The 16122-nt window shown below is 47.4% G+C and carries 11 protein-coding genes and 1 riboswitch; of the genes, 3 read left to right on the top strand and 8 right to left on the bottom strand.

What is annotated here, in order from left to right; genetic code table 11:
• Positions 1 to 3 precede the first annotated feature (3 nt).
• A riboswitch (TPP riboswitch) is annotated at positions 4 to 93 on the bottom strand.
• A 232-nt stretch (positions 94 to 325) separates the two neighbouring features.
• The 3 genes from ABUE20_RS18310 to malT form a co-directional block, all read right to left on the bottom strand.
• Entirely contained in the window at positions 326 to 751 is a 426-nt protein-coding gene (locus ABUE20_RS18310; RefSeq protein ID WP_408621404.1) for a hypothetical protein, read from the bottom strand.
• Between the two features lie 428 nt (positions 752 to 1179).
• Entirely contained in the window at positions 1180 to 1533 is a 354-nt protein-coding gene (locus ABUE20_RS18315; protein ID WP_408621405.1) for an endonuclease domain-containing protein, read from the bottom strand.
• A gap of 351 nt (positions 1534 to 1884) precedes the next feature.
• Entirely contained in the window at positions 1885 to 4605 is a 2721-nt protein-coding gene (gene malT / locus ABUE20_RS18320; protein WP_408621406.1) for an HTH-type transcriptional regulator MalT, read from the bottom strand.
• A 380-nt stretch (positions 4606 to 4985) separates the two neighbouring features.
• On the opposite strand from malT, the gene glgP reads away from it, so the two are divergent.
• Positions 4986 to 7388, top strand: coding sequence for a glycogen/starch/alpha-glucan family phosphorylase (gene glgP / locus ABUE20_RS18325; protein WP_408621407.1), 2403 nt, complete (start codon positions 4986 to 4988; stop codon positions 7386 to 7388).
• A gap of 2 nt (positions 7389 to 7390) precedes the next feature.
• Entirely contained in the window at positions 7391 to 9436 is a 2046-nt protein-coding gene (gene malQ / locus ABUE20_RS18330; RefSeq protein ID WP_408621408.1) for a 4-alpha-glucanotransferase, read from the top strand.
• A gap of 373 nt (positions 9437 to 9809) precedes the next feature.
• Here the strand turns inward: malQ and ABUE20_RS18335 are convergent, their stop codons facing one another.
• Together ABUE20_RS18335 and ABUE20_RS18340 are read right to left on the bottom strand one after the other, a co-directional pair.
• On the bottom strand, positions 9810 to 10262 hold the full coding sequence (locus tag ABUE20_RS18335; RefSeq protein ID WP_408621409.1) for a hypothetical protein: 453 nt from the start codon (positions 10260 to 10262) through the stop codon (positions 9810 to 9812).
• A 252-nt stretch (positions 10263 to 10514) separates the two neighbouring features.
• On the bottom strand, positions 10515 to 11054 hold the full coding sequence (locus ABUE20_RS18340) for a LysE family translocator (protein ID WP_408621431.1): 540 nt from the start codon (positions 11052 to 11054) through the stop codon (positions 10515 to 10517).
• 17 nt (positions 11055 to 11071) lie between these two features.
• Here ABUE20_RS18340 and ABUE20_RS18345 point away from each other — a divergent pair, with 17 nt between their 5' ends.
• Positions 11072 to 11461: a hypothetical protein gene (locus ABUE20_RS18345; RefSeq protein WP_408621410.1), complete on the top strand. Its 390-nt coding sequence runs from the start codon at positions 11072 to 11074 to the stop codon at positions 11459 to 11461.
• Between the two features lie 537 nt (positions 11462 to 11998).
• Here ABUE20_RS18345 and ABUE20_RS18350 read toward each other — a convergent pair.
• The 3 genes from ABUE20_RS18350 to malF all read right to left on the bottom strand — a co-directional run bounded on the left by ABUE20_RS18350 (position 11999) and on the right by malF (position 16072).
• Complete coding sequence (locus tag ABUE20_RS18350) at positions 11999 to 13300, bottom strand: right-handed parallel beta-helix repeat-containing protein (RefSeq protein WP_408621411.1); 1302 nt, start codon at positions 13298 to 13300, stop codon at positions 11999 to 12001.
• Positions 13301 to 13624: 324 nt separating this feature from the next.
• Complete coding sequence (malG, locus tag ABUE20_RS18355; protein ID WP_408621412.1) at positions 13625 to 14515, bottom strand: maltose ABC transporter permease MalG; 891 nt, start codon at positions 14513 to 14515, stop codon at positions 13625 to 13627.
• A 9-nt stretch (positions 14516 to 14524) separates the two neighbouring features.
• Positions 14525 to 16072 carry a maltose ABC transporter permease MalF gene (gene malF, locus ABUE20_RS18360; RefSeq protein WP_408621413.1) on the bottom strand — a complete coding sequence of 516 codons (1548 nt, stop codon included), beginning with the start codon at positions 16070 to 16072 and terminating at the stop codon, positions 14525 to 14527.
• Between the last annotated feature and the right edge of the window lie 50 nt (positions 16073 to 16122).

Here is a 16122-nt window from a genome sequence, read left to right on the forward strand (position 1 = left end):
GCGTGATAGGTGAGATGACTTCCCTACGATGGCATGATCCATATCAGGTGATGCGGGTATTTTCTCAGCCTTACGGCACCCCGAGTCGACATTGATTGTACACAGCCCGATGGCCAGTGGCTAGGGGCTGTTAAGCTTTCATGGTTGAATTTTGTTCAAATAAAACGCATTTTGAATAAGATGCGATCGAGGATGATTGATGAATGAAGCAAACCGGGCCTTAGTTCAGGATGGATTTAAACACACTGAATATCCTTTTCGAAAAACCCGAAACGGTCATCCGTACCGCTTCGGGACATCATGAACAAACAGCACCAACCCGCCACTAATGCGCAATCATGGCCAATACAATTCCCACCACAATGGCAACCGGGATCAGGATTATTAACCACTGCAACAGCGCCCGCAAAAGTGGCAAAATTGCAGCTCCAATAGCAGCACCGATCCCCATTCCCAAAAAGAAACCCTCTGGATTTCGGCCTCTATCCGAACCGATAAATCCCAGCCCAACCCCACAAATCAACGCCAGAATCACATAAACTTTCACCGGGATCTTATCGAATACCCGGTCTACCACATCCGGGGTCGCCGGTGTCGAGTCCTGATCGCGTTTCCGATGGCTCGGATCATCCAACTCATAACCTAGTTGCTTGGCTTTATAACGAACATGATAGCTTTCATGCTCCCCTAGCCAAATGCCCAATTTTACTTCGTCATCTTCCCGTTCTTGCTGTGATTTAGGACCCCACATACGTTCCCTCACTCGGCCATTATCCATCCTATATTGACTATATAATGAACGATTAAGTCCCGCAAATGAGATTTGTCAGGCCCCCACCGATTTAAACTATCGCGCCTATTGATCTCCCTTTTATTTTTTGACTCGGATATTTAATCTGATTTTTATAAAGAGTGGTGCGATATTAATTCAACAAAAAATACAGACGCCCAGCCTTCAAATTTATGGCGACAATATTCATTCTATTTTCAATAAGTAATCCGTTCATTTATCCAAATAATCATCAAGGAGTCGTTCGACAACCCCACCCTAACCCTCCCCTTAAAAAGGGGAGGGAATTACAAGAGAAGTACTTTTATCCAAGGGAAAATCTCTAACGCCGCCCTTTTTATTAAGGGAGAGGTCGGGAGGGGGTTAATTGATGCGATCCCCCCATCCTATCAATGCACCGCATTCCAAATCACCTGTAACACCATATCCAACTCATCCATGATTTGTTGATTGGTAAACCGTAAGATTTTTAATCCCAAGGAATCCATAAAATCATCACGCAGCTGATCATAATGCTGTGCATTTTTCACATAGTGACTATCACCATCTAGTTCTATCACCAACGCAAGCTTCGGACAGTAAAAATCAACGATGTAATTTCCAATACCATGCTGACGTCGAAATTTCACACCCAACTGTTGACCGCGAATTCGATGCCATAATCGCTGTTCTGGTTCAGGCATATGGCCCCGTAATTCCTGTCGTCGTTTTTTATTAGCTTTGGAGTTAAAAATATCGTTCATATGAATCATGCGATTACATGGAATAATGAGGTATTACCTCTCTATGGCTCCGCAGTTGTCAATAGATGGAACATCTATAATTGATATTTTTATTATTAAATTGATCGAAGTGACTGAAAAACCAACCCCACCCTAGCCCTCCCCTTCAAAAGGGAGGGGACAATGATTTTCTCCCCTTGATAAAAAGGAATTCGATAATTTCCATCCCCCCTGAGAAGAGGAACTCGGTCATTTCCATCCCCTTGATAAGGGGAATTCAGTAATTTCCATCCTTGAGAAAGGGGAACTCGGTAATTTCCTCCCCCTTGATAAGGGGGAGGTCAGGTGGGGGTTATACGTGATCCACTAAACTTATTCCGATTCTGAAGCATACCCCATCATCTGTAAAAATTGTTGAGCCTGAGCAATAGCTTCCCGGCGATGACTAATCCCCAATTTTTGATACAAATTACGAATATGCGTCTTAATCGTTGTCGCGGCCACATCCAGTTCGGTTGCGATCTGCTCATTGCTAAACCCAGAATAAATCAACCCGAGGACTTGCCATTCGCGGGTCGTCAACGGGCTCACTCGAACCAGCTCCGGTACATCCGGACGCTGTAATAATTGCTCCACAAACTGCTCATCAAAATGGGCGACTTTATGCTTATCGTGCTGATCGATCTGCCTCAATACCGAATGAGCCCGTTGAGTTTCCAGCTCACCTAATACATCCAATTGCAGCAATTGCCGTAACTGCTGCGCCAAAATTTCACCTTCGATGACAAAATGGCTGATAAATCCAGTCCGAGAGGCCAGTCGCAAAGCTTCAATCAATGCTTTTTGTGCGAGAACCGGCTGATCGCTGTGCCAATACAAACTATTCAGGATCAGATAGTTCCGATTTAAATCGCTCACCAACCCCAACTGCTCAGCATTCTTGTTCAACATCGTCAGCGTTTTTTCCGCCTCCTGATACTGGCCGACGATAATTTGTGCTCTGGCGATATTACGCCACTGTCCCTGCAGAAAATGATTTTCAGCCCCATCTGGTTGCATCGTGGTGGCCAGCCATTGTAATGCAGCATTACGATCGCCCGTCATCTGCCAATAAATCACCCGCGGTTTATCGACATTGATGATCCAGTCGATATGATTGTAACCGCCGCTGAGCAAATTCTCACAACGGCTCAGATGTACCCGGGCATTATCCAGATTCCCGCGGACTAAATCACACTTAGCTAACATGGCCAGACACTGCAACTGCTGGCGAGCCGGATAATGTGCGATAACATCCAACCCCTTGCGAGCGGCTTGTTCCGACTCATCCAGCCGACCCCAGGACCAGAGTAACTGCGAGCGCAATCGCAATAAAAATTCATGCATCGGAAGCTGTTGCAGATGCTCCGTTTCAACCAGCTGAAACGCGCGTACCTGCACTTCGTAAGCCGCCTGCAACAGCCCCTGTGCAATTAAAATTTCACTCTGTTGCAGCAATGACCACAACGCATAATGAAACACGCCATGTTCAATCGCCATCAGCTCACACTGCTGCATCACTTTGAGCCCCTGCTCCAACTGTGCCCGGCAGTGCAGCACTTCACCGATCACTGAAGTTGCGACAATGCGCGCATAGAAATTATGGGCAGGCAATTCATCAAGCGAATGCCGGGCATAACTCTCCGCCGCTTCTAACTGCCCGTTATTGATAGCCACTTGAGCCCGTAGCGCCTGAAACTCGGCATTTAATTCTCGATTGATCTCAATATGGTGCTCTTGTAGCAATGTTTCGGCATCGACCAATAACAATTCGGCTTCACTGATCCGGTGCTGACTCTGAGCCAGCCAAGCTCGTAGCAACAAGAGTTTGGGATACGCCACCAATTGTTCGCTGCTAAACGACGCTAAACATTTATTCAATAGCGCCAATTCACTGTGATTAAACAGCGTCCAGCCATAATCGCTTAAAATCGTAATCAATAAATCGCTGTTATCGCTAGACAGTGCATGTTGAATCGCTTCATTGGGATACCCCAGATCCAACCAGCCCTGTGCCGCGGCCTGATGGATTGCCGGCAACTGTTCCGCCATTTCCAAGGCGCAGCGCTGGCGCAAAAAGCTGGCAAATAACGGGTGAAAACAGAACCACTGCCCGGCATCATCTAACCGCTGAACAAACAGACCCTGACGCTCAATCTCTTCGAGCCACTGCTGACTGTTCGGATACCCGGTCACCGCTTCGATCAACTGATGACACATGGAACGCAGTAGCCCGCAGCGCAACAAAAATTCCCGAGTCTGCGGCTGAGTACGATTGATCACCTCTTCTACCAGATATTCATTCAGATGCGAGGCACTAATCCCTGCTAATCCCTGCCCACTTAAAGGGGGATGCGCATCGATCCCGGAGGAAATGACCAACAACTGAAAGGCGGTAACCCAGCCGGCCACTTCATCGCAGAGCTTATCACTCTGCTCTTTAGCGACCGGAGTCGGCAACCGACATTCAAAAAACTGCTGTGCTTCATCGTGGGTAAAAGCCAGTTGCTGACTATCGATTTCAAGTAATCGTTCTCGGATCCGTAACCGGGCAATGCCCAAGGTTGGGATCATTCGAGATAAAATCACCAATGTGACATTATCCGGCTGATTACGAATAAAAAAGCGCATTGCATCATGGATCTCGTTGCTGGTGATCTGATGATAATCATCCAACACCAGATACAGATGTTCCGGCCACTGCGACAGTTCGACCAACAACTGACTCACCAACGCCGTTAAATTAGCGTACTGACGTTTATTCGCCATCACCGAACTACGCTGGCAGAATTGATCCGTTGCCTGCTGTACCGATTCAACCAGATACGCAGCAAAGCGTTCGCTAAAATTATCCTGTTCATCCAAGGATAACCACCCCACATGCGGCAACTGCTCCGCCCATTGGGTCACCATAGTCGTTTTCCCATAACCGGCCGGGCTGGTCAGCAATACCAGATGGTAATTTTTAGCGTCGCCGAGTTTATCGAGTAACCGTTGCCGGATGACTACATTTTTAAGTTGTCTTGGACGACTGAGTTTAGCAGGCAATAACATATTATTTATCTAGTCTATTTAAGCTGATGAATCACTATTAGTTTATTATGGATCTTAAAACTGGTGTTGAATCAGTGCTGTTTGTAACAATTTAATGGCCTTTTTTCACAAAAATATCTTGGTTTAGCGGGCTGTTTCACAGTTCTGTCTACGCCCTTTTTATCCTCCTTTAAAAATTTTAAACCCGGAGGATGTGCCTCAACGACAAAGCCACCACCATAACCCTGAACATCTGTTTAATTCGAACACGAAGGGCAGCGAATCCCTGCTGACGTCTAAGGCCACCACCGCAAAGCGGTGAGCGATCCGGCGCAGCCCATACCAACTATCGCTTCCCGGCGTGAGCAACCAACAACAACCATTTGGTGGAAATAACGGTTATGGGACAACCTTTAAATAGTGAAGCATTTCGTCAGTCATTAAGCGGTCATCTCAAGCGACTGGGCGCTACACTCGCTCCGGAAACATCAACGCTGTGGCAGGCAGTCTGTATGGCGGTGCAGGATCAACTCAGTGACTTTGCTCAAGCAGCTGATTCAGAAAGGCGCCATGTGAATTATCTGTCGATGGAGTTTCTACTCGGTCGGCTCACTTTAAACAACTTACAAAATCTGGGCTGGGATCAGTCGATTGCCGATATCATGGCCGAATACGATGTCCAACTCACCGACCTGCTAGAATCCGAAGCGGATCCAGCACTCGGCAATGGCGGTTTAGGACGACTAGCAGCCTGTTTCTTAGATTCAATGGCCACTTTAGCGCAACCGGCGACCGGTTATGGGCTGAACTACCAGTATGGACTCTTTCGCCAGTCATTTGAAAACGGTCAACAAGTTGAATCACCCGATGACTGGGACCGGGAACACTATCCTTGGTTTCATACTCCGGACAGCCGGCCAGTCACCGTTGGATTCGGCGGCCAACTGCAACAACAGGATGAACGCTGGATCTGGACTCCGGAACTCACATTGATCGGCCGGGCCCGAGATATAGCGATCATTGGTTATCGCAATGATTATCAGCAACCCTTGCGACTCTGGCATGCCGAACACGCCCATCCATTTAACTTAGATGCATTTAATCAGGGCCATTTTCTAGAAGCGGAACAACAAGGGATCACCGCTGCGAGTCTGACCCATGTGCTCTATCCAAATGATAATCACCGTGCCGGGAAAAAACTGCGGCTGATGCAACAGTATTTCCAGTGTACCTGTGCCATCACCGATATTCTTGACCGGCACCAGCGACAGGGACGCTCACTAGCCGACCTCCCCCGTTTTGAAGTGATCCAACTGAACGATACCCATCCGGCCATTGCCATCGTCGAATTACTACGTCAGTTGATCGACATCTATGATCTGAGCTGGGAACAAAGCTGGGGGATCACTCAACAAACCTTTGCCTACACCAACCACACCTTGATGCCTGAAGCTCTGGAATGTTGGGACAACCGACTCTTCAAACAGTTATTACCTCGCCACTACCAGTTGATCCAGCGTATTGATCAGGCGTTTGAAAGCAAACTCAGACAACAGCCCCAACCGCTCCCACTCCCACGGATCCGCAAGCTACTCATTTGCGGTCAGGGCAAAGTACGGATGGCCAATCTCTCGGTAATAGGCAGTTATGCGGTGAACGGCGTCGCCAAACTTCACTCACGACTGCTAACCGAAGTACTGTTTGCCGATTACGCCCGGATCTGGCCCAACAAGTTCACCAATGTGACCAACGGTATCACGCCCCGTCGCTGGATCCAGCAGTGTAATCCTCGGTTGTCGACGCTGATCAACGATACCATCGGCGATGGTTGGCAACGAGATCTCCCTCAGTTGCAACAACTGGAAGATCATCTGGATGATCCCCAGTTTGTCAGTGCTTATCAGGCCGCAAAACAGGCCAATAAAGCGGATCTGGCACAACTAATCACGCAGCAAACCGGGATCGAAATCAACCCACAAGCCATTTTTGATGTGCAGATCAAACGGCTCCATGAATACAAACGTCAGCACCTGAAACTGCTGCATATTCTGGCACTGTATCAACAACTCAAAGCCCATCCGGATCCAAACTTTCAGCCTCATCTGTTCCTGTTTGCCGCCAAAGCTGCACCGGGATATGCGCTGGCAAAAAATATTATCTACGCCATCAATCAGGTCGCTGATACGATCAACCGGGACCCGGCCGTCAATCAGCAACTGCAAGTGATTTTTTTACCAGATTACCGGGTTTCACTGGCCGAACGGATCATCCCGGCAGCGGACCTTTCCGAGCAGATCTCCACCGCAGGTAAAGAAGCATCCGGTACTGGTAATATGAAACTGGCGCTCAACGGTGCACTAACCATCGGGACGCTAGATGGGGCCAATATCGAAATTTTAGATCAAGTTGGAGATGAGCATATTTTCATCTTCGGTCATTCCGTTGAATCGGTCCAACAGCTCCAGCAGCACTACAATCCACAACAACAGTTGCAGCAACAACCGCAGTTGCAACAGCTCCTCACCTTGCTTAGCGATGGAACGTTTAGTCATGGCGATACTCAAGCGTTCGCTCCCTTAGTCGAAAGTCTGACACTAGGCGGCGACCCATATCTGGTCTTAGCCGATTTTGCGAGCTATCTGGAAGCCCAAGAACGTGCGCTGCGCCACTATCAGCAGCCGCAGTTATGGACGCGATCCGCTATGATTAATACAGCCCGCTGCGGTATTTTCAGTGCAGATCGCTCTATCTCGGATTACCAGCAACGGATCTGGCTGTCCGATGATCATCAACCCGAGGTATAACCATGAACGCGAATCTGGAAATGCCTGCTGCGAACCACTCTGACGCCGTGTACTCCCGCTATATCGATGCCCGGGGAGACGAAGTCGTGGTCGCACCAGCGATTGTCCAAAATTTAAGTGCCTTGCTCGCACCTGCGGTAGATGATGCCGGGCTGCCCAGCGTACAGGTGCTGCATCAGGGGGAAGCATTCCCCCTACACTGGCCTAACGAGGTCACGGTCTTCTGGCAGTTACATCAGGAAGACGGGGATTCAATCCAGGGGCAATGGGCCCCAACATCTCCTTCTTGGACGCTGCCCGAAACCACCCCCCCCGGCTATCATCAGCTGCAACTGAGTGACGGGACGAAGACGCAGACGATCACCCTCATTGTCACGCCACGCCGCTGCTATCAGAATCCACTGCTGGCTTGGCACCGCCTGTGGGGCAGCTGTATTCAGCTCTATACCTTACGCTCTGCACACAACTGGGGGATCGGTGACTTTGCCGATCTGGAAGATTGGATCGAACGTACTGCCGCTCAAGGAGCAGCCTTCGTCGGGCTTAACCCCATTCATGCGCTCTATCCAGCCATGCCAGAACAGGCCAGCCCTTACAGCCCATCCTCACGACGCTGGCTAAATATCATTTATATATCAGTCCCGGTTTTAGATGACTTTCAACAGAGCCATTGGGCGCAGCGCTGGTTTCATGCTCCAATCACACAGCAACGGCTGCAACAATTGCGCGCTGCCGACTGGGTCGATTATTCACAGGTGATGCAACTCAAGCTGATTGGATTACATCTGGCTTTTCGCCAATTTTGCCGTCGTCCGCACACTTGCACCGATCAACAGCAATTTGATCGCTTCATCGCGCAGGGAGGCCGATCATTATGGCTACAAGCCACATTTGATGCTTTGCACCGAACTCTGAATAAAACCGGCGCGCCGACTCCAGGCTGGTCCCAATGGCCAGAATCGTATCAGCACCCGGATCACCCGGCGGTGAAGGATTTTCAACATCGTCATCACCGGTTGATACGCTTTTATTGCTGGCTACAATGGCTGGCTCAGACCCAGTTCGACCGTTGTTCTCGGCTGACACAAAGCTGTCAAATGCCCCTTGGACTCTACCGTGATGTTGCTGTTGGCGTGACCGATCATGGGTCGCAAACCTGGTCCGAACGCCAGCATTTTGCGCTGAATGCCTATGTTGGTGCTCCGCCGGACATCCTTGGGCCTCTAGGCCAGAATTGGATGTTACCGCCGATCGATCCAGAAAAACTAAAGCAAGCCCATTATCAGCCTTTTATCGAAATGTTACGGGCCAATATGCAAGGTTGTGGCGCATTGCGTCTAGATCATGTGATGGGATTACTGCGGCTATGGTGGATCCCGAAACAAGCGGGAGCCCGCAATGGCGCCTATGTCCGCTATCCCATTGATGCCCTGCTATCGATTCTGGCGTTGGAAAGCCACCGCCATCACTGCATGGTGATCGGTGAAGATCTGGGAACTGTCCCTCAGGAAATCGTCGATAAACTAAAACGCTATGGGGTATTATCGTATAAAGTGCTCTATTTTGAAAAAGATAAGCAACATCGATTTCATGCGCCGGAAGATTATCCACATCAATCGATTGCCACGATCACCACACACGACTTACCGACACTCAGTGGCTTCTTTCAACATCTGGATCTGCAACGGGGTGAACAGCTGGGGCTCTACCCAAACCCGGTGGTACTCGCTGGGCTCCATGAGGAACGCCGTCAAGATTGTCGAGAGTTAGTGCAGGCCATTGCCCAAACCCAAACATTTGATGCCGATGATGCATCCCAGTTTAACCGGGCTGCACATCTGTTTTTAAGTGAGTCACAAAGCGCACTGCTGGGGCTACAACCTGAAGACTGGCTGGAAATGACCCAACCCGTCAATATTCCCGGCACCGAAACGGAGTATCCCAACTGGCGCCGAAAACTCACTCTGGAGACAACCCAAATCTTTAATCTGCCTCGAGTTCAAGAGCTACTGGCCGCCCTACGCCAAGATCGCTCACTTAAGCCCTAGCCTAAGGATACTAAACATAAAAGCCCCCAATCACCAATGGGGGCTCTGATATTGAATGAAAACGAGTGAAACGGGAAAAGCATTCCTTCATCTAGCCATAAGCATAAGCCAACAACAGCGGTATTCTTAAATCACCATGATTCAATTCAGTTTATTATCCCAGAAGGATTTATAAGAATAATACGCCGACAATCTTACATATGAACTTAAATTGAATACAGACAGAGCCATAGTGAAATAGGAAATAGACTTTTATATTTCTATTCTTCCTATTGGGGCTGATTCAATATAACGAGATTCAAGGTAGTTTAAAAATAATAAGGCTCACATGCATTTATTCGTTGTGAGCCTCTTTAGGCGAAATCGTTAAGCTTTATTTAAATGCCGCATCAAATTTAGATTTATCGATATATTTGGTGTAGTTAGAAAATGATTTTCGAACATCAGGATTCGTCATCAACTCTTGCATGGCCAGCCGCCCCAGAGTTCCAAATGCCACTCTAAAAGAAGCGGCACCATCGGATTTAATCGCAGCTTTCGCTTCCTCTTTACAATTTTCAGTGACTAATTTGGTCGCTAATACCGCCAGTTTTTTATCAATCTGATCACGCTCTGTATCTGTTACTTTAGAGTATGGTTTAATTTCCGGATGGGAAGACATCGCGACAAAAACCCACAACGCCAGATCTTTACGGTCTTTACCCGTCGTATTATCGGCGACACAACGTGTCAACGCCGAAGTCGCAGGACTAGCCGTTGCAGCAGACGAAACAGCCATCATCGAGCCGAGGATGACCGCGGCTAAACCCGAAGCAAGTTTCTTCATGTAGTACTCTCCTAATTATTTATAAATTGATGCATCATGCAAAAATGCTTAATAAAAGCATTAAATAAGGGTTATTTAACCTGTTATTCTTCCAGAAGTAAACCAAACCCAGCAAGCCATTAAATTACTTTAGAACTTTTGTGATTTTCTTCTAAATCATGATCAAAACCTACGCTATCTATTTAGCGATTATGTTACACATGTATTGATTTTTTGCGCTAAAAACCATGGATAACTAACACATTCCAATATTTATTTTGTAAATGCTAGTTTTAATCCCAATAAAACAAATAGTCCCCCCGCGATTTTTTCAACCACTCCCCGATACAATTCATAATAAGATTTGATACTCTGACCAGAAAATAACGTCGCAACCAATACATACCAACTAAGCGAAATCGCACACATCAGCACGACACTCACCAATCCAACTGACCATGAATGGTGTATCGGAATCGCAGCGGCAAATAAACTAGTGATAAAGATAGCAGTTTTAGGATTCAGTAAATTCGTGAGCAACCCTTTTAAAAAACAGCCAGGCAATGATATTTGCGCAACTTGTGGCACTGATATCGCCTGTTTTTTCTGCGAGAAGAACAGCTTTATTCCGAGGTAACACAAATACAAGCCCCCCAAAATTTTTAAAGCCTCATAAAGCACCGACACCCATTGAAAGACGAACGTCACCCCCGCATACCCCAACGATGCCCAAATACAGGTTCCAGTTACAATTCCCAAGACCGTACAGATCGATGCTTTATACGAACCGGCCATCGCCATTTGAATCGTCATCAAAAAATTTAATCCCGGTGTCATCGCTGCCAGCAACCAAATGCAGGCCACCGAAATATAAAAAATTCAGCTTTCATGAACTCACAAAAATTTCACTCATATCATTCCCTGATAACTGTAGTTTCCGTGAATTAACCATAGAGGCATTAACAATCCAGCAGAAAAAATATTATTTTTCACACACAAGCACTTCTTATGAAAAAATAATTCATGCTATCTCACAAGGTATGGGAATAGATATTTTACAATCATCATCAATAACTAATTCTGAATTAATACTGAATGACTTTCCGAGTCTTTCTGAGATGGATTTGCTTCTTGTCGAAATATCGCTGCAACCCTTAATTAAAAAAATCACTCAATTAATCATTGACCCTATCGATGAGCTCATTCCTCAGTTTGCATAGGCCCATGAAGCAATAGGCCACAATAAACCCCCTCCTAACCTCCCCCTTAAAAAGAGGGAGGAAATATGGGTATCCCTCCGCCTAACTTATAAAGCGGAGGAAATATGGGTATCCCTCCGCCTAATTTATAAAGCGGAGGAAATATGGGTATCCCTCCGCCTAATTTATAAGGGGGGGGAATATGGGTACCCCTCTGCCTAATTTATAAAGGGGAGGAAATATGGGTACTCCTCCGCCTAATTTATAAAGGGGAGGAAATATGGGTACCCCTCCGCCTAATTTATAAAAGGGAATATTGTTATTCTCTCCTTTATTTTACAAAAGAGAACATTATTATTTCCTCCCTTGGTTTACAGAAGAAAATATCGTTATACAACTTACCTAGTTGACAACAGAGAACATATTATCCCCTCCCCTTTTTAAGGGGAGGGTTAGGGTGGGGTCAGCTCAAAAACTCCCTGTAGATGAACGACTACAGATGACAAAACCAATGATAAATAAGGCATGAAGATGAGCATGCCTTATGAATTTTGCCGCTTAACGGCTTTCAAACGCACCTAGATCCGGTGCACTTCCTAGATAATTCAAACCGGCATCAGTCCCAGCATTAATAAGCTGGCTTCCAGAGGCCAACCGAAAGAGCGGGGTATAAGGCAAGGTACCGTCATTATTACGTTGCACGGTGGCATTACTCAGATCCAGGCTGATAAAATCGCTACTGTGGGCACTGAGATTCTGCCAACTATTATGGCTACTGTATGCATTAGCCACACTCACTGAACCACTGAACGAGATATTGTTACGTAGATCGTGCTGTTGACCATTAGCCACCGGATTCCCGAATCCAAAGTTAATCCCATTCTGATAGGCGGTATTATTGTAGGCGGTAATGCCACCGGCATTATTATTCTGATCAAACCCTTTAGAAGGGTTGCCGAAAGCAACGGAACGCACAATTCGCGGATGACCTAACGAACCATGTCCGCCAAGTTTGAAACCATTGCCATTGCCGCTAAAGTTACCGTAATGCCAGTAGTCAATGCCATTGCGGAAGGCCCAACTATCTTTGATGACAACATCTTCATCACTTTCATATTCATCAAAACCATCGTCGGAATTCTCCCATGCCCGGCAACCATAGAAGGCATTTCCAGGCCCCTGAGTCTGTTTAGGGCCAAAGCCATCGGCCATACTCCCGAGTTTTTTCGGATCGTAATTTCGATACGCATCGGAGTTGATCACCGTGGTGTAAGCCCCGCCTTTATTGATTTCAAACCCGGTATTACGATTTTTATAGAAAGCACAATTCTCAAAGGTATTGTGTTTGCCAGTCACATAAACGCCTTGATAACCCGCTCGAGTGATCTCAATCCCTTTAAAGTACCAATAATCCCCGGTGACATAGAATCCATAGCTATTCTGAACCCATGCCTGTTCCGGGAATGAAAAATCAAACACGGCTTTACCACAATTTGCGGCCACAACTTTAATCGGAGTGCTCGATGCTCCGGAACGAGAGAAACGCAAGGTATTCTTTTCACCTTCCTGATAAGCAATGGTATAGGTGCCGGGTTGCAGTAAAATCATCTCGCCTGACTGCGCTTTATTCAGTGCAGTTTTAAAATCCAACGCCGCTTGAAAACTATTACCACTAGCGGATGAATGTCCGGTGGGAGTAACGTAATAAATATGCGAAGCACTCAGACCACTGGTTGTACCTTCACATCCAGTGACTAACTGACTCACCCAATCGGGTGTTAACGCTTGGGCGGCAAAGATCCCGGGGCTGATGAGAGTCAAAGTCATCATAAGCCCGGGAAATGAGATGAGTCGATTCATGGTTCAATTCCTTGATGGGTAATCTAGTCGGGGGTATAAACAGAATTAAAACATCGTTCCTATTTATGTTTTAAACAATTAAAATGTACTATAGTCAGTCGCACAGTGATCTTTTTTATTGATAAAAAGGTGCTTTACGTCAAAAAATTTTTCCAGCATGACAACTGCCCCCGCCTGACCTCCCCATTATCAAGGGAAAGAAATAAATGAATCCCCTAATCGAAGGAGAGTGCAACATCCGTATTCACTCCTCCATCTAGGGAGAGCCATCCCGATGCTCCCTCCCCTTGCCAAGGGGGAGGAAAATGTAAGTTTCCTCTCTGGTTAACCTTTAACTCCCCCGGAGGTCAGCCCATTGACCAGCCAGCGCTGAGCCAGCAAAAAGACGACCGTAATCGGCACCGCTGATAACACAGCCGAAGCGGCAAAATCGCCCCAGAGATAGTTCTGTGGGTAGAGATATTGCTGCATCCCAACCGCCAGCGTATAACTGTGGACATCCTGCAACAGCAGTGAAGCCACGGGCACTTCGGTAATTGCCGCAATAAATGACAGAATAAAGACCACGGCGATAATCGGCACAGATAATGGCAGCAAGACCAAATAAAACGCCTGCCACGGCGTTGCACCATCAATCGCAGCCGCTTCTTCCAATGAACGATCAATGGTTTCAAAGTAGCCTTTAATCGTCCAGACATGCAGTGCAATCCCCCCCAGATAAGCAAAAATAACCCCGCCGTGAGTATTTAGCCCCATCCACGGAATATAGTTTCCCAACCGATTAAACAAGGCATAGAGCGCCACCAGCGACAATACGGATGGAAACATTTGGAAGATCAACATCCCTTTAAGCAGGGCCCCGCGCCCGGGAAAGCGCATCCGGGCAAACGCATAAGCGCTGGTGGTAGACAACGCCACGATCCCAACGGAAGTTAACGTTGCCACTTTGACCGAGTTCCACAACCATAGCAACACCGGAAACGGCGGATGGGTAACGCTACCGTCGGCATGATGCACACTCATGCCTAACGCCAGCTGCCAGTGCTCCCATGAGATCTGTTTCGGGATCAAACTACCGGTAGCAAAGTTGCCCGAACGCAGCGAAATAGCAATCACGATCAGCAATGGAAACATGATCAACGCAATAAATACAATCAGCACGATATGGGTCGCTAGCAGGCGTGCTTTCTGCGATTTGGCCTGAACCAGAGCCATAACTCCTCCTTAATTATCAAACTGGATCCGGGATGCTTTTAAGTTGATGACGGCCAAAGCTCCCACTAACAGGAAAATCACGGTCGAAATTGCCGCCGCCAGACCAAAATCTTGTCCGCCGCTGCCTTCAAAGGCGATTCGGTAGGTATAGCTGACGAGCAAATCGGTATATCCGGCCGGCGTCGTTGTTCCCAGTCGATCCGGTCCACCATTAGTTAACAGTTGGATCAACACAAAGTTGTTAAAGTTGAACGCAAAGCTGGCAATCATCAATGGAGTCAGCGGTTTGAGCAGCAATGGCAACGTGATCCGGAAAAAGTTCTGGACAACCGTTGCACCATCCATGGCCGACGCTTCATAGAGATCTTCAGGAATGGCCTTCAGCAGTCCCATACATAAAATCATCATGTAGGGGTAACCCAGCCACGTGTTAACAATCAGCACCATCACTTTTGCCAAAAACGGATTGTTAAACCATTCCGGGCGGATCCCGAAGATATGGCTGAGCAGCAGGTTGATTTCCCCAAAGCTCTGATTAAATAACCCTTTAAAAATCAAAATAGAAATAAAGGCCGGTACCGCATAGGGTAAAATTAACAGCACCCGATAAATGGCTTTACCGCGCAGCGCTTCCCATTGCACCAAACACGCTAAGACCATTCCGATCGCGACCGTAAACACAACTGTCAATGATGCAAAAATCACGGTCCAGAAGAAGATGCCGATAAACGGCCCGCGGATCCCCGGGTCAGTGATAATTCGGGCAAAATTATACCAGCCGGTATTGACCGTAAACCCTGGAGTTAATCGCTCTTTTCCCCAATGGCCCTCGCTGCTGAACGCCTGATAATTACCCGTTTCCATATTCGGCCGATAATGGATACCGGTCTGCTGATTGATGAGTTCAGCGCCATCACGGCCCAATCGGTATAATGGCATCATGGCCGAAAAGGCTCGCAGTGAACTCATAGTCAGAGTCTGATGATCCAGTTTCAGCTGTACTTTTCCCAGCCAATCTCGATGCTGGATCACGACCCGTAACGAAGCAGCTTTTTGCGATGGCAGTGCATCGACTGGCTGCATGGTTAATGTGGTAGGCGGATGTTCCAAAGCAAACGGCTCAGACAACCAGAGCTTCGAGTCCACCGGGCCTAATGCGAGTCGCCATTGTTGCTGCTGGGGATACAACTGGAACGGATACCGAGTTGCAGAGACTACTTGTCGGCTCAGCAGTACATTTTGTGCCCGATTCTGAGTGAGTTGGTGCTCACTGCTATAGTTGGTAAAGCCAATGGCAATGGTATAAATCAACGGGAACAGAATAAATAACCCCATACCGGCTAACCCCGGATAGACATAACGCCAGGCATAGGTTTTGGAGCTGGCAAATACAAAGATCCCCACTCCGATAATCAATACGGCTAACAGGGCAAACAGATACTCACCATGCAAGTACATTAAGATGGCAAGATAGCCGGTTAAACAAGCCAGTAAGAGCAATAGTCCCCATTTTACAACCAATGAGCGAAGCAGCCTGTGCTTGGCCATACTATTCATTTCACACCTCAGACTCTGGCCCGGCCGACGCCGGGCAGTTAAATCAGGAT

It is taken from the genome of Celerinatantimonas marina, assembly GCF_046054165.1.
In the GTDB taxonomy this organism is placed as follows: Bacteria; Pseudomonadota; Gammaproteobacteria; order Enterobacterales; family Celerinatantimonadaceae; genus Celerinatantimonas.